The organism is Azospirillum melinis (genome assembly GCF_013340935.1).
Classification (GTDB): Bacteria; Pseudomonadota; Alphaproteobacteria; order Azospirillales; family Azospirillaceae; genus Azospirillum; species Azospirillum melinis.
Genome location: NZ_WHOS01000090.1, coordinates 1 through 21,941, shown reverse-complemented (window position 1 = coordinate 21,941; position 21,941 = coordinate 1). Strand labels below are relative to the sequence as shown.

At 67.2% G+C, this 21,941-nt stretch carries 21 protein-coding genes; 9 read left to right on the top strand and 12 right to left on the bottom strand.

The genetic code is table 11. From position 1 onward, the window contains the following. Window positions 1–49 precede the first annotated feature (49 nt). From GBZ48_RS33680 to GBZ48_RS33630, 11 genes are all read right to left on the bottom strand, one after another. The gene (locus GBZ48_RS33680) at window positions 50–799 is read right to left on the bottom strand and encodes an electron transfer flavoprotein subunit beta/FixA family protein (protein WP_174475010.1); all 750 of its coding nucleotides are present in this window, start codon (window positions 797–799) and stop codon (window positions 50–52) included. A gap of 64 nt (window positions 800–863) precedes the next feature. Further along, window positions 864–1,799, bottom strand: a complete 936-nt coding sequence (locus GBZ48_RS33675) for a branched-chain amino acid ABC transporter permease (RefSeq protein WP_246307647.1) — start codon at window positions 1,797–1,799, stop codon at window positions 864–866. 45 nt (window positions 1,800–1,844) lie between these two features. Continuing rightward, the gene (locus tag GBZ48_RS33670; protein WP_174475008.1) at window positions 1,845–2,732 is read right to left on the bottom strand and encodes a branched-chain amino acid ABC transporter permease; all 888 of its coding nucleotides are present in this window, start codon (window positions 2,730–2,732) and stop codon (window positions 1,845–1,847) included. Window positions 2,733–2,750: 18 nt separating this feature from the next. Then, complete coding sequence (locus GBZ48_RS33665) at window positions 2,751–3,473, bottom strand: ABC transporter ATP-binding protein (protein ID WP_174475007.1); 723 nt, start codon at window positions 3,471–3,473, stop codon at window positions 2,751–2,753. Beyond that, a complete protein-coding gene (locus tag GBZ48_RS33660; RefSeq protein WP_174475006.1) occupies window positions 3,466–4,242 on the bottom strand; it encodes an ABC transporter ATP-binding protein in 777 nt (258 codons plus the stop codon). The genes GBZ48_RS33665 and GBZ48_RS33660 overlap by 8 nt, the downstream gene beginning before the upstream one ends. Next, on the bottom strand, window positions 4,239–5,327 hold the full coding sequence (locus tag GBZ48_RS33655) for a citrate synthase (protein ID WP_209798350.1): 1,089 nt from the start codon (window positions 5,325–5,327) through the stop codon (window positions 4,239–4,241). Before GBZ48_RS33655 ends, GBZ48_RS33660 begins: the two co-directional genes overlap by 4 nt. 163 nt (window positions 5,328–5,490) lie before the next feature. Further along, window positions 5,491–6,720, bottom strand: coding sequence for an ABC transporter substrate-binding protein (locus GBZ48_RS33650; RefSeq protein ID WP_174475004.1), 1,230 nt, complete (start codon window positions 6,718–6,720; stop codon window positions 5,491–5,493). 46 nt (window positions 6,721–6,766) lie between these two features. Then, entirely contained in the window at window positions 6,767–8,233 is a 1,467-nt protein-coding gene (locus GBZ48_RS33645) for an FAD-dependent oxidoreductase (RefSeq protein WP_174475003.1), read from the bottom strand. Window positions 8,234–8,278: 45 nt separating this feature from the next. Next, complete coding sequence (locus GBZ48_RS33640) at window positions 8,279–9,541, bottom strand: CaiB/BaiF CoA transferase family protein (protein ID WP_174475002.1); 1,263 nt, start codon at window positions 9,539–9,541, stop codon at window positions 8,279–8,281. Continuing rightward, window positions 9,538–10,404 carry a citryl-CoA lyase gene (locus GBZ48_RS33635; RefSeq protein ID WP_174475001.1) on the bottom strand — a complete coding sequence of 289 codons (867 nt, stop codon included), beginning with the start codon at window positions 10,402–10,404 and terminating at the stop codon, window positions 9,538–9,540. The genes GBZ48_RS33640 and GBZ48_RS33635 overlap by 4 nt, the downstream gene beginning before the upstream one ends. A 38-nt stretch (window positions 10,405–10,442) precedes the next feature. After that, window positions 10,443–11,921 (bottom strand): aldehyde dehydrogenase family protein, encoded by a 1,479-nt coding sequence (locus GBZ48_RS33630; RefSeq protein ID WP_174475000.1) that lies wholly within the window; start codon window positions 11,919–11,921, stop codon window positions 10,443–10,445. A 193-nt stretch (window positions 11,922–12,114) separates the two neighbouring features. Between GBZ48_RS33630 and GBZ48_RS33625 the strand changes: the two genes are divergently transcribed. The 9 genes from GBZ48_RS33625 (at window position 12,115) to GBZ48_RS33585 (ending at window position 20,592) form a co-directional block, all read left to right on the top strand. Continuing rightward, window positions 12,115–12,846 (top strand): IclR family transcriptional regulator, encoded by a 732-nt coding sequence (locus GBZ48_RS33625; protein WP_174474999.1) that lies wholly within the window; start codon window positions 12,115–12,117, stop codon window positions 12,844–12,846. A gap of 441 nt (window positions 12,847–13,287) precedes the next feature. Next, window positions 13,288–13,701, top strand: a complete 414-nt coding sequence (locus tag GBZ48_RS33620; RefSeq protein WP_174474998.1) for a hypothetical protein — start codon at window positions 13,288–13,290, stop codon at window positions 13,699–13,701. Window positions 13,702–13,840: 139 nt separating this feature from the next. Further along, the gene (locus GBZ48_RS33615) at window positions 13,841–14,596 is read left to right on the top strand and encodes a hypothetical protein (RefSeq protein WP_174474997.1); all 756 of its coding nucleotides are present in this window, start codon (window positions 13,841–13,843) and stop codon (window positions 14,594–14,596) included. A 137-nt stretch (window positions 14,597–14,733) separates the two neighbouring features. Next, window positions 14,734–15,492, top strand: a complete 759-nt coding sequence (locus GBZ48_RS33610) for a hypothetical protein (RefSeq protein WP_246307646.1) — start codon at window positions 14,734–14,736, stop codon at window positions 15,490–15,492. A gap of 274 nt (window positions 15,493–15,766) precedes the next feature. Next, a complete protein-coding gene (locus GBZ48_RS33605; RefSeq protein WP_246307645.1) occupies window positions 15,767–17,200 on the top strand; it encodes a TolC family protein in 1,434 nt (477 codons plus the stop codon). Continuing rightward, complete coding sequence (locus GBZ48_RS33600; protein ID WP_174474996.1) at window positions 17,197–17,451, top strand: hypothetical protein; 255 nt, start codon at window positions 17,197–17,199, stop codon at window positions 17,449–17,451. Before GBZ48_RS33605 ends, GBZ48_RS33600 begins: the two co-directional genes overlap by 4 nt. 8 nt (window positions 17,452–17,459) lie before the next feature. Continuing rightward, complete coding sequence (locus tag GBZ48_RS33595; RefSeq protein WP_246307644.1) at window positions 17,460–18,152, top strand: ABC transporter ATP-binding protein; 693 nt, start codon at window positions 17,460–17,462, stop codon at window positions 18,150–18,152. 14 nt (window positions 18,153–18,166) lie between these two features. Further along, window positions 18,167–19,369, top strand: coding sequence for an ABC transporter permease (locus GBZ48_RS33590; RefSeq protein ID WP_246307643.1), 1,203 nt, complete (start codon window positions 18,167–18,169; stop codon window positions 19,367–19,369). Further along, a complete protein-coding gene (locus GBZ48_RS33585; protein ID WP_343049775.1) occupies window positions 19,366–20,592 on the top strand; it encodes an HlyD family secretion protein in 1,227 nt (408 codons plus the stop codon). Before GBZ48_RS33590 ends, GBZ48_RS33585 begins: the two co-directional genes overlap by 4 nt. Window positions 20,593–20,649: 57 nt before the next feature. Here GBZ48_RS33585 and GBZ48_RS33580 read toward each other — a convergent pair whose 3' ends face one another. Further along, complete coding sequence (locus tag GBZ48_RS33580; protein WP_174474994.1) at window positions 20,650–21,855, bottom strand: CoA transferase; 1,206 nt, start codon at window positions 21,853–21,855, stop codon at window positions 20,650–20,652. Between the last annotated feature and the right edge of the window lie 86 nt (window positions 21,856–21,941).

Below are 21,941 nucleotides of genomic sequence, written 5' to 3'. Positions count from 1 at the left end.
GTCGTGGTCGGCGATGACGAGAATGTTGGCCATGGTCAGTTCATTCCCCTCAGATCACGCGGGCTTCGGTCTTGAGCTTGTCCACCAGGGTGGCGACGTCCGGCACCTTGATGCCGGCCTGGCGCTTGGCCGGCTCGGCGACTTTCACCGTCTTCAGGCGCGGGGTGACGTCGACGCCGAGGCTGTCCGGCGTGACGGTCTCCAGCGGCTTCTTCTTCGCCTTCATGATGTTGGGCAGCGAAGCATAGCGCGGCTCGTTCAGCCGCAGGTCGGCGGTGACCACCGCCGGCAGCTTGAGGTTCACCGTCTCCAGCCCGCCGTCGATCTCGCGGGTCACGGCGACCGTGCCGTCGCCGGCGGCGATCTTCGAGGCGAAGGTGCCCTGGCCCCAGCCCAGCAGCGCCGCCAGCATCTGGCCGGTCTGGTTGCAATCGTCGTCGATGGCCTGCTTGCCGAGGATGACGAGGCCGGGGGCCTCCTTCCCGACCAGCGCCTTCAGGACCTTGGCGACGGCCAGCGGCTCGGTCGTCACGTCGGTCTGCACCAGGATGGCGCGGTCGGCACCCATGGCGAGAGCGGTGCGCAGCGTCTCCTGGGCCTGGGCCGGGCCGACGGACACCACCACGATCTCGGTCGCCTTGCCGGCTTCCTTGCACCGCGCGGCTTCTTCGACGGCGATCTCGTCGAAGGGGTTCATGCTCATCTTCACGTTGGCGGTCTCGACGCCGCTGCCATCCGCCTTGACGCGGATCTTCACGTTGTAGTCGACCACTCGCTTAACGGGGACGAGGACTTTCATGGATCGTATCCTTATACGGCTCTGATGTCGGCGAGGAAGCGGCCGATCTCCCGATGGAGGGACATCAGCGATTCCCCTTTCCCGGCAGACGGTGCAGCAACTCGCCGACGATGCCGCGGCGGAAGAGCAGGACGCAGACGACGAAGATGCAGCCGATCACCACCGGCACCGGCAGGCTGGTGGAGGCGAGATAGCTTTCCAGCGTCACCACCAGCCCCGCACCCACCACCGGCCCGAACAGCGTGCCCATGCCGCCCAGGAGCGTCATCAGCACCACCTCGCCCGACATCTGCCACGTCACGTCGGTCAGCGAGGCAAGCTGGAACACCAAAGCCTTGGTGCCGCCGGCAAGCCCTGCCAGCGAGGCCGACAGCACGAAGGCGACCAGCTTGTAGCGGTCGGTGCGGTAGCCGAGCGACACCGCGCGCGGCTCGTTCTCGCGGATCGCCTTCAGCACCTGGCCGAAGGGCGAATGCACCGTGCGCCAGATCAGGGCGAAGCCGGCGACGAAGATCGCCAGCACCGTGTAGTACATGGTCAGCGGCTGGCCGAGGTCGAACAGCCCGAACAGGGTGCCGCGCGGCACGCCCTGGATGCCGTCCTCGCCATGGGTGAAGGGCAGTTGCAAGGCCAGGAAGAACACCATCTGGCTCAGCGCCAGCGTGATCATGGCGAAATAGATGCCCTGGCGGCGGATGGCGATCAGGCCGAAGACCAGTCCCATCAGGCCTGCCACCGCGGTGGCGGCGATCAGCCCGAACTCCGGAGCCCAGCCCCAGACCTTCACCACATGCGCGGCGATGTAGGCGGCCCCGCCGAAGAAGGCGGCATGGCCGAAGCTCAAGAGGCCGGCGAAGCCGATCAGCAGGTTGAAGGCGCAGGCGAACAGCGCAAAGCACAGCACCTTCATCAGGAAGACGGGATAGAGCGCATAGGGCGCCAGGACTGCCAGCAGCAGCCCGGCTCCGGCCAGCAGGATCTTCGGCGAGCCGCCATACATGACGATACCTTCGTGCAGTGTGTCCCTGGTTTGCATGGTCATGGCTTATCTCTCCCGGCCGAACAGTCCGGCCGGCTTCACCATCAGCACCACGGCCATGATCACGAACACGACGATGTTGGAGGCTTCCGGGTAGAAGACCTTGGCCAGCCCCTCCAGCAGCCCCAGCCCGAGCCCGGTGACGATGGCGCCCAGGATCGAGCCCATGCCGCCGATCACCACCACGGCGAACACCACGATGATCAGGTTCGACCCCATCAGCGGCGACACCTGATAGATCGGTGCCGCCAGCACGCCGGCCAGCCCGGCCAGCGCCACGCCGAAGCCGTAGGTCAACGACACCATCACCGGCACATTGATGCCGAAGGCCTGCACCAGCGTCGGGTTCTCCGTCGCCGCCCGCAGATAGGCGCCCAGCTTGGTCCGCTCGATGGCGAACCAGGTGCCCAGGCACACCAGCAGCGACGCCGCCACCACCCAGCCGCGGTAGGTCGGCAGATACATGAAGCCCAGGTTGATGCCGCCCTTCAGCAGCTCGGGGATCGGGTAGGGCTGGCCCGACACGCCATACTGGTGGCGGAAGGCGCCCTCGAAGATCAGCGCCAGCCCGAAAGTCAGCAGCAGCCCATAGAGATGGTCGACCTTGTAGAGCCGGCGCAGCATGGTGCGCTCCAGCACCAGCCCGACCGCCCCGACCGCCAGCGGCGCCAGCACCAGCGCCCCCCAATAGCCGACGCCCAGATAGGTCAGCAGCAGCCACGCCACGAAGGCGCCGACCATGTACAAGGCGCCGTGCGCCATGTTGACGACGTTGAGCATCCCGAAGATCACCGCCAGCCCAAGGCTGAGCAGCGCATAGAAGGAGCCGTTGATCAGGCCGAGCAGAAGCTGGCCGAACAGGGCCTGCGGCGGAATGCCGAAAAGGTGCGACATCGGACGGTCCTCTCCCGCTCACACGCCGAGATAGGTGTGCAGCTTGTCCATGTTGGCGTGGAGCTGGTCGTTGGGGATCATGTCGACCACATGGCCTTCCTCCATCACGTAATGGCGGTCGGCGATGGTGGCGGCGAAGCGGAAGTTCTGCTCGACCAGCACGATGGTGAAGCCGCGCTGCTTCAAGGCCCGCACCGCCACGCCGATCTGCTCGATGATGACGGGAGCCAGTCCCTCGGTCGGCTCGTCCAGCAGGATCAGGGTGGCGCCGGTGCGCAGGATGCGGGCGATGGCCAGCATCTGCTGCTCGCCGCCCGACAGCCGCGTGCCCTGCGTCGAGCCGCGGCCCCTCAGGTTGGGGAACAGCTCGTGGATCTGCGGGACGGTCATCCCGCCCTCCTTCACCACCGGCGGCAGCGTCAGGTTCTCGTCCACGCTGAGCGAGGAGAAGATGCCGCGTTCCTCCGGCACATAGCCGATGCCGAGCCGCGGGATCCTGTGCTGGGCCATGCCGATCAGCTCGGTGCCCTGGAAGCGGATGGAGCCGGTGCGCTTGCCCATGATCCCCATGATGGCGCGCATGGTCGAGGTCTTGCCGGCGCCGTTGCGGCCCAGCAGCGTCACCACCTCGCCCTGGCGCACCTCCAGGCTGACGCCGTGCAGCACATGGCTCTCGCCGTAGAAGCCGTACAGGTCGGCGATCTCCAGCATCGCCGTTTTGGTGTTCATCCCGTCAGGCATGTCCGGCCCCCCCCGTGCCCATATAAGCTTCCATCACCTGCGGGTTCCTGGAGACGACCTCGTAGGGCCCCTCCGCCAGGATCTCGCCGCGGCGAAGCACGGTAATGGTGTCCGACAGGTGGGCGACGACCGACAGATTGTGTTCCACCATCAGCACGGTGCGGTCGGCGGCGACGCGCTTGATCAGCGCGGCGGTGCCCTCGATGTCCTCATGGCCCATGCCGGCCAGCGGCTCGTCGAGCAGCATCACCTCCGGGTCGAGCGCGAGCGTGGTGGCGATCTCCAGCGCGCGCTTGCGGCCGTAAGGCAGCTCGGCGGCGGTGTGGCCGGCCCAGGGGGTGAGGTTGACCGCCTCGATCAGCTCCAGCGCCCGGCCGTGCAGGTCGTGGAGCGACGCTTCGGATTTCCAGAAATGGAAGCTGGTGCCGAGCGGCCGTTGCAGGGCGACGCGGACATTCTCCAGCACGCTGAGATGCGGAAAGAAGGCCGAGATCTGGAAGGAGCGGACCAGACCCATCAGCGCGATGTCGGCCGGCTTGGTGCGGGTGATGTCGCGGCCCTTGTAGAGGATCTGGCCGCGCGTCGGCGTCAGGAACTTGGTCAGCAGGTTGAACACCGTGCTCTTGCCGGCGCCGTTCGGGCCGATCAGCGCGTGGATGGTGCCGCGGCGAACCTGAAGGTTCACGTCGCGAACCGCGACGAACCCCTTGAACTCCTTCGTCAGACCACGCGCTTCCAGAATGATGTCGTCGGTGGGTCCGGTGGTCATTCCTGTCCTCTTCCGGTCTTGGGTCGGCCGTCCGGCAGCGGACCGACATAGCGTGACGCCGGTCGCAGCATGCGTCCGGTCCGTTCCTGTTCACGCACATGCGCCGCCCATCCGGCCGCGCGGCTGGCGGCAAAGAGGGGTGTGAAGCCGGCGCGCGGCACACCGAGCGCTTCCAGCAGCAGGGCGGCGTAAAATTCCACATTGGTGTGCAGGGTCCGCTCGGGACGGCGCGCCGCCATCACCGAAAGAACCGTCCGCTCGACGGCTTCGGCAAAGGCAAGCCGCCCCTCCGGTGCCCGGCCCGCGCCGGACTTTTGCAGCGCCAGGAGGCTGTCCTTCATGATGTCGGCGCGAGGATCGCGGATGTGGTAGGCCCGCGACCCGAAGCCCATCAGCCGCTCCCCCCGGTCGAGCGCCGCCGCCGCCCAGTCTTCCGCACGGTCCGCCTCGCCGATGGCGTCCAGCATGTCGAGGACCAACCCCGGCGCACCGCCATGCAGCGGGCCTTCCAGAGCGCCCAGCGCCGCCACTGCGGCAGCCGACAGGCCGCCCCCGGTCGAGGCGACCACGCGGGCGGTGAAGGTCGAGGCGTTCACGCCATGATCGACCATCGCGACCAGATAACGGTCCAGCGCCCGCGTCTCCGCCTCGCCGGCGGCGGCATCATGGATCATGCGCAGCAGATCGGCGGCATGCGGCAGGGAGCGGTCCGGCGCCACCGGGGCCTGTCCACGAACCAGCCGGATGGCGGAAGCGGCGGCAACGGCGGCGCCCGCCACCAGCAGCAGCGGCGTCATCGCGGCCCCCGGCAGCGAGGCCAGCAGGACGCGCTGACACTCGATCACGGTGAGATCGGACGGCATCGCCGCGAAGCGGGGAGAGAGCCGCGCAAAAGCGTCGCATCTCGCCGCAGCCAGAGCATCCAGGCTCATCTGTGCCGGGAGCTCCGCATCCCACAGGATCGCCACGACCTCTTCATAGGAACGGGCGATCAGATCGGGCAGTCGATGCCCACGCATCACCATCTCACCCGTCGCCGGGTCGCCCCCGCTCAGGCTGGTTTCGGCGGCCGATATCCGCTCCATCGTCATGCTGTCCGGTAAGGGGTGGGAGGCGCCGCCGCCGGGAGTGATGCGGCGAATTCGGTGCGAATCCTAAGCAATCAGCCCTCCGGCTCAACTTCATATATGTAAGCGGGGCATTACCAACGGTTATGCATCGTCCGGTGCGAAGCCCTGTGGGCGGCGCCTACATCTTCTTGACCAGAGGGCAGTCGCTTTCCGACAGCGGCCGGAAGGCACGGTCGGCGGGAACGCTGCGGACCAGCTTGTAATAGTCCCAGGGCGACTTGGACTCGGCCGGGGTCTTGACCTGGAAGAGATACATGTCGCGCAGCACCCGGCCATCCTCGCGCACCGTGCCGTTCTTGGTCATGAAGTCGTTCACCGGCGTTTCCTTCATCGTCTTCATGACGGTGGGAGCGGCGTCGGTTCCGGTGGCCTTGATCGCCTTCAGGTAATGGCTGACCGCGCCGTAGACGCCGGCCTGGTAGAAGGTCGGCATCGCCTTGCGCTTCTCGAAGAAGCGCTTGGAGAAGGCGCGCGTCTGGTCGTCCATGTCCCAGTAGAAGGGCGTCGTCAGCATGATGCCCTGGGTCGCCGGCAGGCCCAGCGCGTGGACCTCGCTGATGGCGAGCAGCAGCGCCACGATGTTCTTGCCCGACTGGCCGAGCCCGAATTCCGCCGCCTGCTTGATGGCGTTCTGGGTGTCGGCCCCGGCGGTGGCGAGCGCCACGACTTTGGCCGGCGACGCCTGGGCCTGGAGCAGGAAGGAGGAGAAGTCGGCATTGTTCGCCGGCATCCGGACGCTTCCCACCACCTTGCCCTTCTGGCTCTCGACGACGGCGCCGGTGTCACGCTCCAGCGCGTGGCCGAAGGCATAGTCGGAGGTCAGGAAGTACCAGCTGTCGAAGCCCGAGGCCACCACCGCCTCGCCGGTCACATGGGCCAGCGCATAGGTGTCGTAGGTCCAGTGGATGCCGTTCGGCGTGCAGGCCTTGCCGGTCAGGTCGGAGCTGGCAGGCGAGGAGAAGATGGCGACGCGGTCCTTCTCCTTGGTGATCTGCTGCACCGCCAGCGCCACGGCGGAGTTCGGCACGTCCATGATGGCGTCGACCTGATCGACGTCGTACCAGCGCCTTGCCGTCGAGGCGCCGACATCGGCTTTGTTCTGGTGGTCGGCGAAGATCAGTTCGACGGGCGTGCCGTTGACGGCGCCACCGAAATCCTCCACCGCCATCTGGGCCGCGGTGATCGACCCCTGCCCGGTGCTGTCGGACAGCTGGCCCGACAGGTCGGTCAGGATGCCGATCTTGATCTTGCCGTCGCTGTAGGCGGCACTTTGCGCGAGCGCCGGCTGGGACAGGCTGTGGGCGAACAGGCAGGCGGCGACAGCCGCCGTTACGGCGTAACGGTTCATCAGTTCCTCCCTAGGGCTTTTTATCGATGGTCGGCTTTGTGGACGGTCAGCCGGCGTTCCTGGATGCCGCCGCATGCTGGGCGGCCAGTCGGCCGAACACCGCGCCGCGCAGGACCGAGGTCGAGCCGGTATAGACTTGGTGATAGAGGCCGACCGTCTCGCCCGCCGCATAGAGTCCCGGCATCGGCCGGCCGTTGCCGTCCAGCACGCGGGCATCGGCATCCACCTTCAATCCGCCGAAGGTGAAGCAATTGGCCGAGACGATGGGGAAGGCGCGGAATGGACCCTTGGTCAGCGGGCGCGCCCAGTTGGTCTTGGCCGGGGTCAGCCCGGTGGTCGCCAGACCGTCCACCCGCGTCGGATCGAAGCGGGAGGCATCGGACGGACAGGCGGCGTTGTAGGCGGCGACCGTCGCCAGCGTGGCGTCCGGCGGCAGGCCCAGCTTTTCGACCAGCGCGTCGAGCGTCGGCGCCTCGATGGCCGGCACGTCGCTGCGGATGCTGGTGCGCCAGCGTGGAATGTCCTCCACCTGATCGTCGAACAGCACATAGGCGATCCCGTCGGGTTGGTCGGCGACGATGCGGGTGATGTGGTCGTAGGTGGCGTCGGCGGTGCCCGGAGCCTCATCGAGGAAGCGCTCTCCGCGCTTGTTGACCAGCACGCCATAGGGCCAGATGAAGATCACCGCTTCCGGCTGGCGGGAGCGCGGGTCGACCGGTTCGGCATGGTAGGATCCGAAATCGCCGGCCGCCGCCGCCCCGGCGTCGAGCGCCATGCGGATGCCCTCGCCACGGTTGTAGTAGCCGCCGCGCGCCACCGGCCGCACATGTTTGGCGCGCTGGCCCATGTAGCGGGTCATCATCTCCGGGTTGCCCTGATAGCCGCCCGACGCCAGGATCGTCGACCGGCCGCGGATGGCGACGCGCAGCCCGTCCGTCCCGGTGGCATGAACACCGCCGATGCGGCCCCGGTCGTCGCGCAGCAGGTCGAGCGCCGTGGTGCGGTAGAGCACGCGGGCGCCCAGCGCCTTCGCCTCCGCCATCAGGCGTTCGATCAGGGCGAGACCGCCGCCCTGCGCCGCGATGCGCTGGGTGTTCTGGGTCAGCAGATAGATCGGCTGCGGCTCGAACCGCAGGCCGAAGCCCTTCAGCCAGGCGATGGTCGGCGGCACCCGCTCGGCGAAGCGGGAGATCACTTCCGGATCGGGGAAGGGGTGGGCCTTCACATAGTCCGGCCAATGCTCGTACGGTTCGGTGGCGGCGGCCAGCACGTTGGGGTCGATGTTCAGCCCGGCGTTGGCGGCGAAATGCTCCTCGAAATCGTCGGAGATCTCCGAATCGTTCTTCATCCGCATATAGGCTTCGGTCCAGCGCGAATTGCCGCCGAAATCCTCCTCGGGCGCCCGCTCCAGCAGGGTGACCGACAGGCCGGCCTGCAGCGCCGTCACCGCCGCCGAAAGCCCGGCGATGCCGCAGCCGACGATGACCAGATCGCTGTTGGGGTGCTCAGACATCCGTGTTTCCTCCGTCATTTCTTTCATCTCCCGCGGCATTCCGCATCATCCCGCAAGGCGACGTTGATCGCCGCCGGCTTCGCTGTCGGCCACGACGATTCCAGCCCCCGTCAGGTGCTGGATCGCCGCCGGACCGTAGCCGAGTTCGGACAGCACCGCGTGCGTGTCCTGTCCGACGCGCGGCGGGTCGCGGCGGATCGTGAGATCGGTGTCCGCCACATGGATCGGCAGCCGCGGCAGGGCGGTCCGCACCCCGTTCGGCAGGGTGGTCGGCATCAGCCCGCCGGTGGCGCGCAGGTGCGGATCCTCGAACAGGTCCTCCGGCCGGGCGATGGGTGCGAAGGGAATGCGGGCGCGCTCGCACACCGACACCGCCTCCTCCATCGACAGGCTGCCGAACAGCGCCGTCAACAGCGGCAGCAGACGCGGCCGGGCGGCGATGCGGTCGTTGTTGGTGCGGAACATGGGATCGTCGCGCAGGTCCGGCCGGTCGATGATGGCGCAGAACCGCTCCCAATGGCTGTCGGTGGTGATGCCGACGAAGATCGGCCGCCCGTCGGCGGTGCGGAAGGTCTCGTAGACCGCCCAGGCCGACACGCGCTCCGGCATCGGCGGGATCGGCCCGTCCGCCTGGGCGGCGTAGCAGAGATGCTGCCCCATCAGGAACACCGTGGTTTCGAACAGGGCGGTCTCGATGGTCTGGCCCTTGCCGATCCGCTCCCGCTCGCGCAGCGCCACCAGGATGGCGATGACGGCGAACATGCCGCCGGTGATGTCCACGACCGACGTGCCGGCGCGCAGCGGCCGGCCGCTCGGCCCGGTCATGTAGGCGAGCCCGGTCATCATCTGCACCACCTCGTCGAGCGCGAGGCGGCCGGCATAGGGGCCGTCGAGGAATCCCTTCAGGCTGGCATAGATCAGGCGCGGGTTGATGCGGGCCAGCGCGTCGGCGCCCAGCCCCAGCCGCTCCATCGTGCCGGGGGCGAAATTCTCCACCAGCACGTCGGCCTCGGCGACGAGGCGATGCGCGATGTCCCGGCCCTCCGGCGTCTTCAGGTCGATGGCGATGGAGCGCTTGTTGCGGTTGAAATAGCCGAAATAGCCGGTGCCGAAGCCCTTCAGATGGCGGGTCGGCTCGCCGTTGGGCACCGGTTCGACCTTCACCACGTCGGCACCGAGGTCGGCGAGGATCATGGCGCAGGATGGCCCCATCACCGTATGGCCGAAATCGACGACCTTGACGCCGGCCAGAGGGAGCGGCTTGCCAACAGATTCGGCGGGGGAGTCGGCGGGGGAATGGTCGGTCATGCTCCGTCTCCCGGAAACTCTGCTGGAACCGGACGCGGCGACGCCCCGTCATAGCGGTAGGGGATGGACGGCGGCATCGGCCCCTTGATGCGGCCGCCCTGCTGCGACTGCTCCCAGGCGTGCGCCATGATGCCGACCGAGCGCGACAGCACGAACAGCCCGCGCCCGAGCCCGGACGGGAAACCGAGTTCGGCGAACACCACGGCGGTGGCGCCGTCAATGTTCATCGGAAGCCGCCTGCCCTTGCGCGCGGCCAGCGCATCCTCCACCGCGCGGCCGATGGCGGCAGCTTCTCCCGTCACGGCGCCCTCCCCCGCCGCCGCCTCCACCAGGGCCAGCAGCCGGCCGGCGCGCGGATCGACGGGATGGAAGCGGTGGCCGAAGCCGGGGATATGCTCGCGCCGCTCCAGCCGGGCGGCGATTTCACTCTCCGCCGCCCCGGCCACGGACATGCCGTCCGCTCCGTGATTGGCCATGCGGGCGGCGACGGCGGCGTAGAGGTCCATGCATTGCTGGCCGGCACCGCCATGGACGTCGCCCAGCGCGTTGATGCCGGACGCCATGGCGTTGTTCAGCCCGACGCCGCAGGTGGCGGCCATGCGGGCGGTGGCGATGGACGGCGCCTGCGGCCCGTGATCCACCGCCGCCACCAGCGCGGCCCCCAGCAACCGGCCCTGTGCCGGTGTCGGCAGCTCGCCGCGCAGCATCAGCCAGACCATGTCGGGGAAGCCGATCGTGCCGATCAGCTCCTCTATGGCATAGCCGCGCACCCGGATCGAACCCGGATGGATGTCGATGATCGACGTCCGCCACCAGCCGGCGGCGCTGTCGATAGTCGCTTCGGAGATGGGAATTTCGGACATGGGAATGCTCCCGGAGGACAAGCCGCGCCGGCCCGGCCTCAGCCGAGCACGAAGGGGTTGGCGCGGTTGGGTTTCGTGGTGATCCAGACGGACTTGGTCTGGAGATATTCCTTGATCGCCTCCACGCCCCCTTCGCGGCCGAGGCCGGAGCGCTTGTAGCCGCCGAAGGGCGTGGTGAAGCTGGTCGAGCGGTAATTGTTCACCCACACCGTCCCGGCGCGCAGCCGGTCGACGCAGTACATCGCCCTGTGCAGGTCGCGGGTCCACACGCCGGCCGCCAAGCCGAACTCGACGTCGTTGGCGATGCGCAGCGCATCGTCCTCGTCCTCGAAGGGGATGACGCAGAGGACCGGGCCGAACACCTCCTCCTGGGCGATGCGCATGTCGTTGCGCACCTGGGTGAAGATGGTCGGCGCCACGAACTGCCCCTGGCCGTAGTCCGGCCCCGACAGGGCATGGCCGCCGAGCGCGCAGACCGCGCCCTCGTCCTTCGCCATGTCGATCATCCGCAGGATCTTCTCCCACTGCGGACGGGTGGCGATGGGGCCGATCTGCGTGTCCATCCTGGACGGGTCGCCGATGCGCGCCTCGCCCGCCGCCGCGACCAGCTTGCCCACGAAGGCATCGTGCATGGTCTTCTGGACCAGCAGGCGCGAACCGGCCATGCAGGTCTGTCCCGAGGCGCCGAACACACCGGAGATGGCGCCCTTCACCGCCTGGTCGAGGTCGGCGTCGTCGAAGACGATGTTCGGCGACTTGCCGCCCAGCTCCAGCGTCACCTTCTTCAGGCCCGGCGCCGCGGCCTCGTTGACGCGCTGGCCGCCGATGTCGCCGCCGGTGAAGGCGATCTTGGCGGTCAGGGGATGGCGCACCAGCGGCTCGCCCACTTCCCCGCCGAAGCCGGTGACGACGTTGACGACGCCGCGCGGGAAACCCGCCTCATGCGCCAGCTTCGCCAGCTCCAGGATGGAGGCGGAGGTGTATTCCGACGGCTTGATGACGATGGTGTTCCCGGCCGCCAGAGCCGGAGCCATCTTCCAGGTGGTCAGCGCCAGCGGCGAATTCCACGGGGTGATGGCGACGACGACGCCGAGCGGCTCGTACTTCACATAGTTGAAGACGTCGGCCTTGTTGATCGGCACGACGGCGCCCTGAACCTTGTCGGCCAGCCCGGCATAGTAATGGAACCATTGGGCGACGTTCCGCACCTGCCCGCTGACCTCGGCCATCAGCTTGCCGTTGTCGCGCTGCTCGATGGCGCCCAGCCGGTCGACATTGTCCTCGATCAGCCCGGCCAGCCGGCGCAGCAGCGCGCCGCGCTGGGTCGCCGTCAGCCCGGCCCAGTCCGGCGACAGGAAGGCGCGGTGCGCCGCCTCCACCGCGCGGTCCGCATCTGCCTGCGTGCCGCGCGGGATCTCCGCCCAGGCCCGCCCCGAAAAGGGCTCCGTCGTCTCGAACCACGCGTTGGAAACCGGATCGCACCAGTCCCCATCGATGAACAGCTTGTAGCGTTCCACCCTTCGCCTCGCAAAAGTTCTGTTAGATAGAACTGTGTTTCATCTAAGAGAACATACGAAGGCAAATTGCGTCAAGCCTGAACCATTTGCCCCCGCACTTTTCTCACGCCTGGGACTTGTTCGGGCCGTCCTTGACGGCCGATGGCGGTGTCGAGGAAGAATGCACGCCGAAGCTGCCAATGAAGGGTGCGACATGACCGATGCGAAGCCGACCACGACCGCCGCATCCGCCGGGGGAGTGGAGTCCGTCGATCGGGCATTGAGCATCGTCGGCTGCTTCCAGGCGGGCGATCATGCATTGAGCCTGACCGAGATCGCGGCGCGGACCGGGCTCTACAAGAGCACCATCCTGCGGCTGACCGTGTCGCTGGAAAGGGCCGGCTATCTCGTCCGCCACCAGGACAAGTCCTACCGGCTCGGCCCGGAGCTGATGCGGCTGGGGGGGCTCTACCAGCGCTCCCTGCGGCTGGAGGACCATGTCCGGCCGGTGCTGCGCCAGCTGATGCGGGAGAGCGGGGAAAGCGCCTCCTTCTTCCGGCGCGAAGGGGCGTGGCGCATCTGCGCCTTCCGCGAGGATTCGACGCAGGCGATCCGCGATCACGTCCATGAAGGCGACCGCCTGCCTCTGGACCGGGGTGCCGCCGGCCATGTGCTCACCCGCTTCGCCGGGCAGGGATCGGCGGCTGACTTCGCCGCCTTGCCTCTGCTCTCCTTCGGCGAGCGCGAGTCCGAGACCGGGGCCGCCGCCGTGCCGGTCTTTTCACAACGGGACGGGCTGGTCGGCGCGTTGACCCTGTCGGGACCGCTGACCCGCTTCACCGGGGAGCGGGTGGCGGTGATGGCGCCCCTGCTGCTGGCCGCCGGCAGCCGCCTGTCGGAGACGCTGGGCGGACATTACCCGGATCAGGCGTCGCAGTCTGCATAGGCAACGGCGGCCCAAAGCGACATGGCGACGAAACGGTCAGACCATGGTCATGCCGGAGGCGTCCGGGCCCGTGCCGGGAGGGCAGCGTCCTTCGTCCCGCAAGCACCGCATCGACGTCCGGGGACGCGTTCGGGCCCTGTTGCAAGGTCTGCCGGCAGGCGGCGGAATGGCTGGACGCTGGAGGAGGCCAATCGGTGGCGGACCTCACGGGATGCCCGTAACCATCATCCCGTGCCTGTCGGCAAACCTTGCAACAGAGCCTGTGAAAGACAGGAGCAGAAATACTAAATTTGCTATCTAAGGATTTATTGGATTCTATTTTTCCACCTTCATGCATTGTCTTGCGAGATAGAATTGCGCTATAAAGGTGTTGTCATCCGCCAGTGAGACTACCATGCCGGGAGGTCTCGGGCGTTGAGACCAAAAACTGGAGGACTTTTAATGTCGGTCAAATTTGCCGGAGCGATGGGCTTTGCGGCCTCCCTGCTGTTCGCCATGCCGGCTCTGGCGGGAACCACCGGTGTCGTCGTGCAGAACCTGTCCGGCCAAACCGTCACGGTGTCGGGGACCAGCATCGGCCTGCCGAGCTCGATCAACAACGGTGCCTCGGGAACGGGCACATCCAGCTTTTCCTCCGGCCAGCCGGACAGCGGCGTCTTGACCGTGTCGGGGGGCGGCAAGACTTGCAGCTTTTCGTGGTCGCGACCGGGACAGCAGGTTAAGAACGGCCCGCTCTGCGGGACACTGACGGCTTTCGCCACACCGCTTGGCGTGACCGCTCAATGTCCGACCCCGAGTGTCAGCCAGCAACCTTCTCCGACCTGCACGGGTGCGATTGTGTTCAGCATCCGCTAAAACACCCGGCGCTAATAAATCTCGCTCATTGTGTATACTCGAAGTTCAAGATCATAAATTACTATGATCTGTTGAGACAAGTTGCACTGATGAGCATTTATTAGCGCCCTCAACCGCCTGACATAAGGGAGTGCTGAAAATGGTTGGAATAGGAAACTTCAATGCTCCCAATTTTACTATGATTGGCGGAAAAGATCTTAAGAGCTTTATGGAGAAGTCAGTTTCTGAGGCAAAGAAAAAAATAGCTGTCGATGGAAATCTTGAGGGATTCAAGGCAGGCTTTACATCGGCAACTGGGGATATATCAGTCAAGATCACGTCGAAGTTGATGGTGGGGTCTGATGGGCAATCAGGGTATGGCCTATCTTACGAAATGGATACAAGTGAAAATGGCACTCGGATTGCTCACGGAGAAGGAGTAACCGGAGTTACAGCCAGTAACGAAGATATAGAGCGATTCCATTCGATGATGGCTGATATGAATGACGCATCGGCCGCACAATCGGTTAAAATGACAGAAGAAGAACATTTGAATTTTGTGAAAGAGAATTTTACACCGGATCAGTACGAAAAGGTAGTTCAGGGCATAAAGGAATCCAAAGCGGCCTACGAAGCTCAGCAAAGGGAGCTTCGGGGGGAGAAAGGCGATGCGTCCTCTCCGGCGTCTGGCGGCGGCACGCGGCTTGACCGGATGAAGGCGCGGAGCGAGGACGCGGCGCAGCTTGCCGAGCGGTTGCTGAAGGGCGTGACCGGACGCGACCAGTCAGGGTCGAACGGAACCGCACACTGGCTGGCTTCCTCCCTCACCGATCCCGCCACCGACAAATCCTCCGCCCAGACCGCGGACGACGCGTCGCCTCCGCCTTCCTACAAGCCCGTCGATCTGAAGACCTGATTGTGGGACGGCCTGATGCGTTCGACATCTGGATCCTGAACGCATCCACGCTCTTCCCCTACCCCTCGACACAACAGGCATCGGTCGCACCTCACATGGTGATGTACGTCGATCATCCCGATGACGGATCGTGAAAAATGGCTGGAGCGATCACGGATTACAACGGCCCCAACGTCACGCTTGCGGGCGGTTCCGCTTTGAAGAAATTCATGCAAGACACCGCCGCTGCCGCCAAGAAAAAAATCGAGGAGACCGGAAGCGTCGCGGGATTCAAGGCAGATTTCAGATCTGCTGATGGCGAGATTTCTGTAAATATTACGTCAGACTTCGGAACTGACTTGAATGGAAAATCTGGCTATGCCTTATCCTATCGCCTGGAGACAACAGATAAAGGCGTTCAAGTTGGTGGCGGCGAAGGTGGCAGTAACGTCGCCGACAGTGGAGATGATATCGATGATTTCGTATCGACCGTAGGCAAGATGAATGACTCAGTTGGCACAAAATCTGGGAAAATGACAGAAGAAGAAGAGCTTAAATATGTAAAAGAAAATTTTCTGCCAGAACAATACGAAAGATTCGCTCAGGGCATAAAGGAATCCAAAGCGACCTACGAAGCTCAGCAGAGGGAGTTGCGAGGGGAGAAAAGTGATGCGTCCTCTCCGGCGTCCGGCGGCGGCACGCGGCTTGACCGGATGAAGGCGCGGAGCGAGGACGCGGCGCAGCTTGCCGAGCGGCTGCTGAAGGGCGTGACCGGACGCGACCAGTCAGGGTCAAACGGAACCGCACACTGGCTGGCTTCCTCCCTCACCGATCCCGCCACCGACAAATCCTCCGCCCAGACCACGGACGAGGCATCACCTCCGCCTTCGTACAAGCCCGTCGATCTGAAGACCTGAACGCTGCCCCCGGAGGGAAGAAGCCGGCCGGCCGGACGACTGTCCGCATCCAAGGCCCGACACAGGGGGCGAGGACCGGCAACATCGTCCGTGCCGTCCGGTCTTTTCCTGTCCATGGCGCATTGCGTATGGTATTGACAGTTATGGTTGTGTCAAAGGTGTCTCCGTGGCGGTTCCGAGCGCTCTGAACGCATGTCCTGCGATCATACGCTGCATGGCGGTTGCCCTGGCTCTGGGAACCGCCGTTGGCGGTGCGGAGATCTCGCACGCACAGATGGCTCCGCACCCCCGCTATGCCCATGACGGATCCGGGCCGACGCCGCCGGCAACCGGTCCCGAACTGCGTCTGACCCTGCCTGAGGCGGTCTATCTCGGGCTGCGGCGGAACAGCGGAGTCCGCGGAGCTTATCTGCAGCGGGTTCTCGACGCCTACAACCTGCATGTCGCGGAGTCCGCCTTCACCCCCCGCGGAAATCTGCTGTCCACCGTCGATGCCGACCGCACCGGCGGCAGCCGCGGGGTCGCCATCGACCTGTCGCCGACGGTGCAAACGCTGACGCCGCTGGGCACCATCATCGCGTTCGGCTGGGATCTGCGGCAGAGCAGCCGGCGGCAGCCGGACGGCGGACTGTCGCGGGGGGAGTCGGCACTCACCCTGTCGGTCATCCAACCACTGCTGAAGGGGGCCGGCTACGACACCACGATGGCTCCGGTGCGCATCGCGCGGTTGCAGGAGCGCTACAACCAGCTTCGCCTGAAGACCGCGGTCGCCAACACCGTGACCGACATCGCCCGCGCCTATCACCAGTTCGTTCAAACCCGCCAGCAGATCGCCCTCGCCGACGGCGCCCTGCAACGCGCCCGCGATCTGGAAGCGACCAACCGGGCGCTGATCGCCGCAGGACGAATGGCCGCGGTCGAGCTGTTCCAGGCCCAGGCGACGACGGCGGCCCAGGAACTGGCGCTGTTGCAGGCGCAAAGCGCGTTCGATGCCGCGCGGCTCGCACTGCTGACGCTGCTGGCGCTCGATCTCGACACGCGGGTCGTTCCCGCCGACCGGCTGACGGCGAAACCGGTGCGGATCGACGTGAACGAGGTGAGGGCGCTGGCCTTCGACAACCGGCCGGACTACCTGTCGCAGTTGGTCGCCATCGAAAGCGCGCGCATCGGACTGGATGTCGCCCGCAATCAACGGCTGTGGGATGTTTCGGTGGTCGCCGGGGTGAGCGTGCCGGGAGCCGGGCGCAGCGGCTGGCGGGCGTCGGAAAAGCTGCCCGCCACCAAGACCGACCTGCGGGCCGGGCTTCAGCTCAACATCCCCATCAACGACCTGTCCCTGAAACAGCAGGAGGTCCAGGCAAGCGTCGGCCTGCGGCAGAACGAGGTTGCGCTGGAACAGCTGCGCGCCCAGGTCGATCAGCAGGTGCGCGACGGGGTGCGGACGGTCGACGCCATGTGGCGTCAATACACGCTCAGCCGGCAGGTGCGGGAACTGGGCGAACGGACGCTGGCCGGCGAGATGGCCAAGCTGCGCGCCGGACGGTCGAGCAATTTCCAGGTCGTGTCGTTCCAGGACCAGCTGCGCTCAGCCGAAAGCGGCGAGCTGGCGGCGCTGGTGGCCTATCTCGATGCGCTCGTCCTGCTGGACCTCCAGGTCGGCACCACCATCGACACCTGGGGCATCCAGTTGAACGACCCACCGCCATGATGCGCGCCCCCATCCCCACCCTCCGGCCCAGGCCGGCGTTGCTCCCGGCGCTGCTGTGCACGCTGGCGGCCGGTTGCTGCGCGCCGCCCGAGATAGCGCTTCCCCCCGTCGCGGCGCCGGACATCGCGGCGCCGGCACTGGCGGCTTCCGCCGACAGCCTGCCGCTGGCGGCCTACGCCCGTCCCACCGGCGAGGAGGGAGTCTCCCTCCGGCTGGTGTCGCCCGCCAACACGCCTGCCGCCGGTCCGTGAGGCGCCGCATGACCATCCTCGCTCTCGACGGCGTGCATAAGAGCCATGGCCGTGCGGCAGGCGCGGTGCAGGTGCTGCGCGACGTGTCGCTGGACATCCGGAAGGGCGAGGTCTGCGCCATCGTCGGGTCTTCGGGGTCGGGAAAATCGACGCTTCTCTCGCTGATGGGGCTGCTGGACCGTCCGGATTCCGGGCGGCTCCGCTTCGAGGGGGAGGAGGTCGGTGCGGCCTCGGCGGACCGGCTGGCGGCACTGCGCAACCGCCGCATCGGCTTCGTCTTCCAGTCCTTCCATCTGCTGCCCCGGCTGACGGCGCTGGAGAATGTCGCCCTGCCGTTCCTGTACCGCGGCGTGCCGCCGCGCCTGGGCCGCGACCGTGCGGCGGCGATGCTGGAGCGGGTCGGGCTGGCTGACCGGCTGCATCACCGGCCTGAGGAGATGTCGGGGGGCCAGCGCCAGCGCGTCGCGGTTGCCCGCGCGGTGGTCGGCGATCCCGCCCTGCTGCTGGCCGACGAGCCGACGGGAAATCTGGACAGCGCCACCGCGCGCCAGATCATCGACCTGTTCTTCGCCCTGAACGCCGATCTGGGGGTGACCGTGGCGCTCGTCACCCATGATCCCGCCATCGCGGCGCGTTGCGGGCGGCAATTGGTGATGCGGGACGGACGGCTGGACAGCGCGGCGTCCGGGGCCGTCCCGTGATGCCCGGGAGGCCGATGGCTGACGGGGAAAGCGGCGGGCGCCGGTGGCGGGCGCTGGCGGCGGACGCGTTGCGCAACCTTGGAGCGATGCGACAGCGCTCGCTCCTGGCCCTGCTCGGCATCGCCATCGGAACGGCGGCGGTGGTCGCCCTGATCTCCATCGGCGAGAATGCCAGGGAACACTCCATGCGCCAGTTCCTCGCCATGGGGGCGGACATCCTGACGGTCCAGAAGGATTTCAGCCTGTCCGGCCGGCCGGCGGTCCTGACCCGTGCCGATGTCGACCGGCTGCGGGCGCTTCCCGGCGTCGATGAGGTCGCGCCGCTGACGATGCTGGGGGTGGAGATCCGCCAGGGGCGCACCCGCCTGCCCAGCGCCGTCGCCGGCGTCACCCCGGAGTTCTTTGCGCTGGTCCAGGCCAAAGCCGCGCAGGGCCGGACGCTGACGGAGGGGGACCGCGCCGCGACCGTCGTCGTCCTCGGGGCCGGGCTGGCCCGCCGACTGGCGGAAGACGGCCACCCCCCGGTGCCGGGCGGCCTGCTGCGGATGGGTGGATACAATCATACGGTGGTCGGCGTTCTCGCCGGCAGCACGCCGAACCCGGTGTTGCCGCTGGATGTCGACAGCACGGCCTTCGTGCCCCTGTCCGGCGTGCGGCGGGTGTCGGCCAACAGCGACATCACCAACCTCGTTGTCCGCAAGATGCCGGGTGCCGACGATCGGGACGTGCGGCAGTCGATGACCAATCATTTCTCCGGCGGCGCCCATCCCCGCCCGGTCATGGTGCAGAGCGCCCGCCAGCTGATCGTCGCCATGAGCGATCAGGCGCGGGTCCACACCCTGCTGCTGGCCGCCATCGGCGGCGTATCGCTGATTGTCGGCGGGGTCGGCGTGATGAATGTGATGCTGATGGGCGTGGTCGAGCGGCGGCGCGAAATCGGCTTGCGCATGGCCCTGGGCGCCCGGCCCATCGATGTCTGCGCGATGTTCCTGGCCGAAGCGCTGGCCCTCTCGCTCAGCGGTGGGATGGCGGGCGCCCTCCTGGGCCTCGCGGCGGCGGCGGTCTATGCCTGGAATGCGGGGTGGGCGTTCGCGCCGTCCGTCCCGTCGCTGCCGCTGGGGCTCGGCATGTCCAGCGGGGTGGGGCTGTTCTTCGGGCTTTACCCGGCGATGCAGGCGTCCCGCCTGGAACCGGTCGCGGCGTTGCGCGGGGAGTGAACGCCGATGCGGTCGACAGGAATGCAAGGAGCGGGTCGATGAGCGTGCAGGCACCGCGACCGGCGGCCGGCGGAACGCGGCGGCGGACCCTGGACAGGCTGGCGTGGTTCTGCGGCGGCGCCCTGTGCGCCGGCCTGGTCCTGAGCGGCCCGTCCTGGTTCGAGGATGCGCAGGCAATGCTGTCGGCAAGCCGCGTCCCGGCCGACAGGGCCGCGCCGACGCCTCGGGAGGGTGAACCGGAGAAGGCCGTGCCACTTCCCGTCCTGTCCCTTCCCGTCCTGTCGGTGGCTGGAACGGTCGAACCGGGCCGCACGGTGACGGTGGTGGCCCCCTTCGCCGGATCGGTGAAGGAAAAGCGGTTCGAGTATGGCCAGCGGGTCGAAGCCGGTCAGGTCCTGCTGATCATCGACGGCTTCGATATGGATATGCGCGCGCGCGACGCGGAGGCTGCCCGTCTCAAGACCGCGCAGCATCTGGACGAGATCAGGAACTGGGCGACCGGCGCGGAGATGGCGCGTGCGCAGCGTCAGCTGGCCGCCGCGCGGCGGGAGGCCGAGCAGGCGCAACGCCGTGTGCAGGATGCCAAGCCCCTGATTGCCCAGGGCATCATTCCGCGGCAGGAGTATGAGGATCTGCTGAAACAGGCCGAAACGCAGGCGCTCAACCGTCAGGCGGCGGAAGAGGAGCTGGCCACCACCGCGAAAAGGGGCGGGCGCGACGCCGTCCGCATGGCCGAACTGGAGCATACGGGCGCCCTGGCGAAGGTCGAGGATCTGCGTCGGCAAGTGGAGCGTGCGGTGGTGAGGGCTCCGGCCTCCGGCATGGTCATGAAGGCGTCAGCCGCCTCTTCGGCTAATACGCCCGGTGTCGCAGCGGTCGAGGTCGGGGCCGGGCTGTCCCAGAACCAAAACCTGTTCCTGATTGCCGAGATGGATAGCCTGGCGGTCACGGCGCAGGTCGACGAGATGGATATCAACAGCCTGCGCGTCGGTCAGCCGGTCGACGTGACCGGCGAAGCCTTTCCGGACAGTCGGTTGTCCGGGCGGGTCGCCTGGGTCGCGCAGCAGGCGACGGCCGGTGACGGGGGGGCGTCGACCGGCGCATCCTTCGCCGTTCGCGTGGCGCTGCCGCCCCTGTCCGACGCGCAGAAACAACGCATCCGTGTCGGCATGTCCGCGACCCTGACGATCGGACCGACTGCGGGGCCGCACCTTGCCGAGTGAACCGTTCCGGCCTCGCCGGACGGGATCCGCCGGATCGCCCTATCCTCCCTATCCCCCCTATCCAACGATGCCGGCATCGTGAAGGCGGCCGATCTCCGCGGACGGCAGCCCCAGCAGATCGGCCAGCACCGCGTCGGTGTCCTGCCCCAGACCGGGGGCCGGGCGATGGTCGGTGCGTTCCCCCATGCCGGGAAAGCCGAGCGGCGATCCGGGAACCAGCAGCGACCCGACGCCGGGCTGGTCGATCTCGCGGAAAAGCGGGTTGGCGGTGGAGCAGCGGGCATCCTCGGCGACGAGCTGGCCGAAATCGCGGTAGGGCCCCCACAGCACGCCCGAGCCGGCGAACGCACTTTCCACCTGCGACAGCGTGCGCGCGGCGAACCAGGGGGCGAGCAGGGCGGAGATCGCATCGCGGGCCTGGAAGCGTCCGCCTTCGTCGTCCATGTCCACGCCCATCAGCGGGCCGATCATCGCCAGCCTGTCGGCCAGCCCGGTCGCTTTGCCGAGCGCCTTCCACTGGCGGTTGGAAATGGCGACGACCATCGCGCGCCGCCCATCGGCGGTGGGAAAGTCGCGGCCATAGGCGCCGTACAGGTCGTTGCCCATCGGCGGACGCACGGCGCCGTTCACCCGCACGTCGGCGAGGTAGCCGAGATTGCCGACGGTGGCCAGCATCACGTCGGCCAGCGCCACCGTCACCTCCTGCCCCCGGCCGGTGCGGCGCCGCTGCCGTTCCGCCGCCAGCAGCCCGGTGGCGAGGTAGAGGCCGGCCGCCACATCCCAGGCCGGCAGGACATGGTTCACCGGCTCCCCTCCCCTGCCCGTCGCCATCGGGAATCCGCCGGCGCAATTGACGGTGTAATCCACCGCGGCCGATCCGTCCGGATTGCCGGTCAGCCGCAGCATGATCAGGTCGTCGCGCCTGGCGGACAGCGCCTCATAGCCCATCCAGCCGCTGGCCGGCAGGTTGGTCAGCAGAAAGCCGGCATCCTCGCCCGACGCGGTGATGATGGCCTGGGCGATGTCCCGCCCCTCCGGCCTGTCGAGCGCCAGGGTGACCGACCGCTTCGCCTTGTTCAGCGCCGTCCAATAGAGGCTGGTGCCGTTGGGTGCCAGCGGCCAGCGGCGGTAGTCGATGTTGCCGCCGATGGGGTCGATGCGGATCACCTCCGCACCCAGCTGGGCCAGGGTCATGCCGCCCAGCGGAGCCGCGACGAAGGCCGAGACTTCGACGATGCGAAGATCGGAAAGGAGCGAGGACATGGGGGACGGGCTGGCTCTTATACACAACTCCGAGCCCACGAGACCGTACTACAACTCGGATGCCGGCTTCTGCTACAACGAATAAA

Bases quoted from the DNA above. Each gene is read 5' to 3' on its own strand.
- GBZ48_RS33680 (WP_174475010.1), bottom strand. From the start codon at position 799: ATGAAAGTCCTCGTCCCCGTTAAGCGAGTGGTCGACTACAACGTGAAG.
- GBZ48_RS33675 (WP_246307647.1), bottom strand. From the start codon at position 1,799: ATGTATGGCGGCTCGCCGAAGATCCTGCTGGCCGGAGCCGGGCTGCTG.
- GBZ48_RS33670 (WP_174475008.1), bottom strand. From the start codon at position 2,732: ATGTCGCACCTTTTCGGCATTCCGCCGCAGGCCCTGTTCGGCCAGCTT.
- GBZ48_RS33665 (WP_174475007.1), bottom strand. From the start codon at position 3,473: ATGCCTGACGGGATGAACACCAAAACGGCGATGCTGGAGATCGCCGAC.
- GBZ48_RS33660 (WP_174475006.1), bottom strand. From the start codon at position 4,242: ATGACCACCGGACCCACCGACGACATCATTCTGGAAGCGCGTGGTCTG.
- GBZ48_RS33655 (WP_209798350.1), bottom strand. From the start codon at position 5,327: ATGGAGCGGATATCGGCCGCCGAAACCAGCCTGAGCGGGGGCGACCCG.
- GBZ48_RS33650 (WP_174475004.1), bottom strand. From the start codon at position 6,720: ATGAACCGTTACGCCGTAACGGCGGCTGTCGCCGCCTGCCTGTTCGCC.
- GBZ48_RS33645 (WP_174475003.1), bottom strand. From the start codon at position 8,233: ATGTCTGAGCACCCCAACAGCGATCTGGTCATCGTCGGCTGCGGCATC.
- GBZ48_RS33640 (WP_174475002.1), bottom strand. From the start codon at position 9,541: ATGACCGACCATTCCCCCGCCGACTCCCCCGCCGAATCTGTTGGCAAG.
- GBZ48_RS33635 (WP_174475001.1), bottom strand. From the start codon at position 10,404: ATGTCCGAAATTCCCATCTCCGAAGCGACTATCGACAGCGCCGCCGGC.
- GBZ48_RS33625 (WP_174474999.1), top strand. From the start codon at position 12,115: ATGACCGATGCGAAGCCGACCACGACCGCCGCATCCGCCGGGGGAGTG.
- GBZ48_RS33620 (WP_174474998.1), top strand. From the start codon at position 13,288: ATGTCGGTCAAATTTGCCGGAGCGATGGGCTTTGCGGCCTCCCTGCTG.
- GBZ48_RS33615 (WP_174474997.1), top strand. From the start codon at position 13,841: ATGGTTGGAATAGGAAACTTCAATGCTCCCAATTTTACTATGATTGGC.
- GBZ48_RS33610 (WP_246307646.1), top strand. From the start codon at position 14,734: ATGGCTGGAGCGATCACGGATTACAACGGCCCCAACGTCACGCTTGCG.
- GBZ48_RS33605 (WP_246307645.1), top strand. From the start codon at position 15,767: ATGGCTCCGCACCCCCGCTATGCCCATGACGGATCCGGGCCGACGCCG.
- GBZ48_RS33600 (WP_174474996.1), top strand. From the start codon at position 17,197: ATGATGCGCGCCCCCATCCCCACCCTCCGGCCCAGGCCGGCGTTGCTC.
- GBZ48_RS33595 (WP_246307644.1), top strand. From the start codon at position 17,460: ATGACCATCCTCGCTCTCGACGGCGTGCATAAGAGCCATGGCCGTGCG.
- GBZ48_RS33590 (WP_246307643.1), top strand. From the start codon at position 18,167: ATGGCTGACGGGGAAAGCGGCGGGCGCCGGTGGCGGGCGCTGGCGGCG.
- GBZ48_RS33580 (WP_174474994.1), bottom strand. From the start codon at position 21,855: ATGTCCTCGCTCCTTTCCGATCTTCGCATCGTCGAAGTCTCGGCCTTC.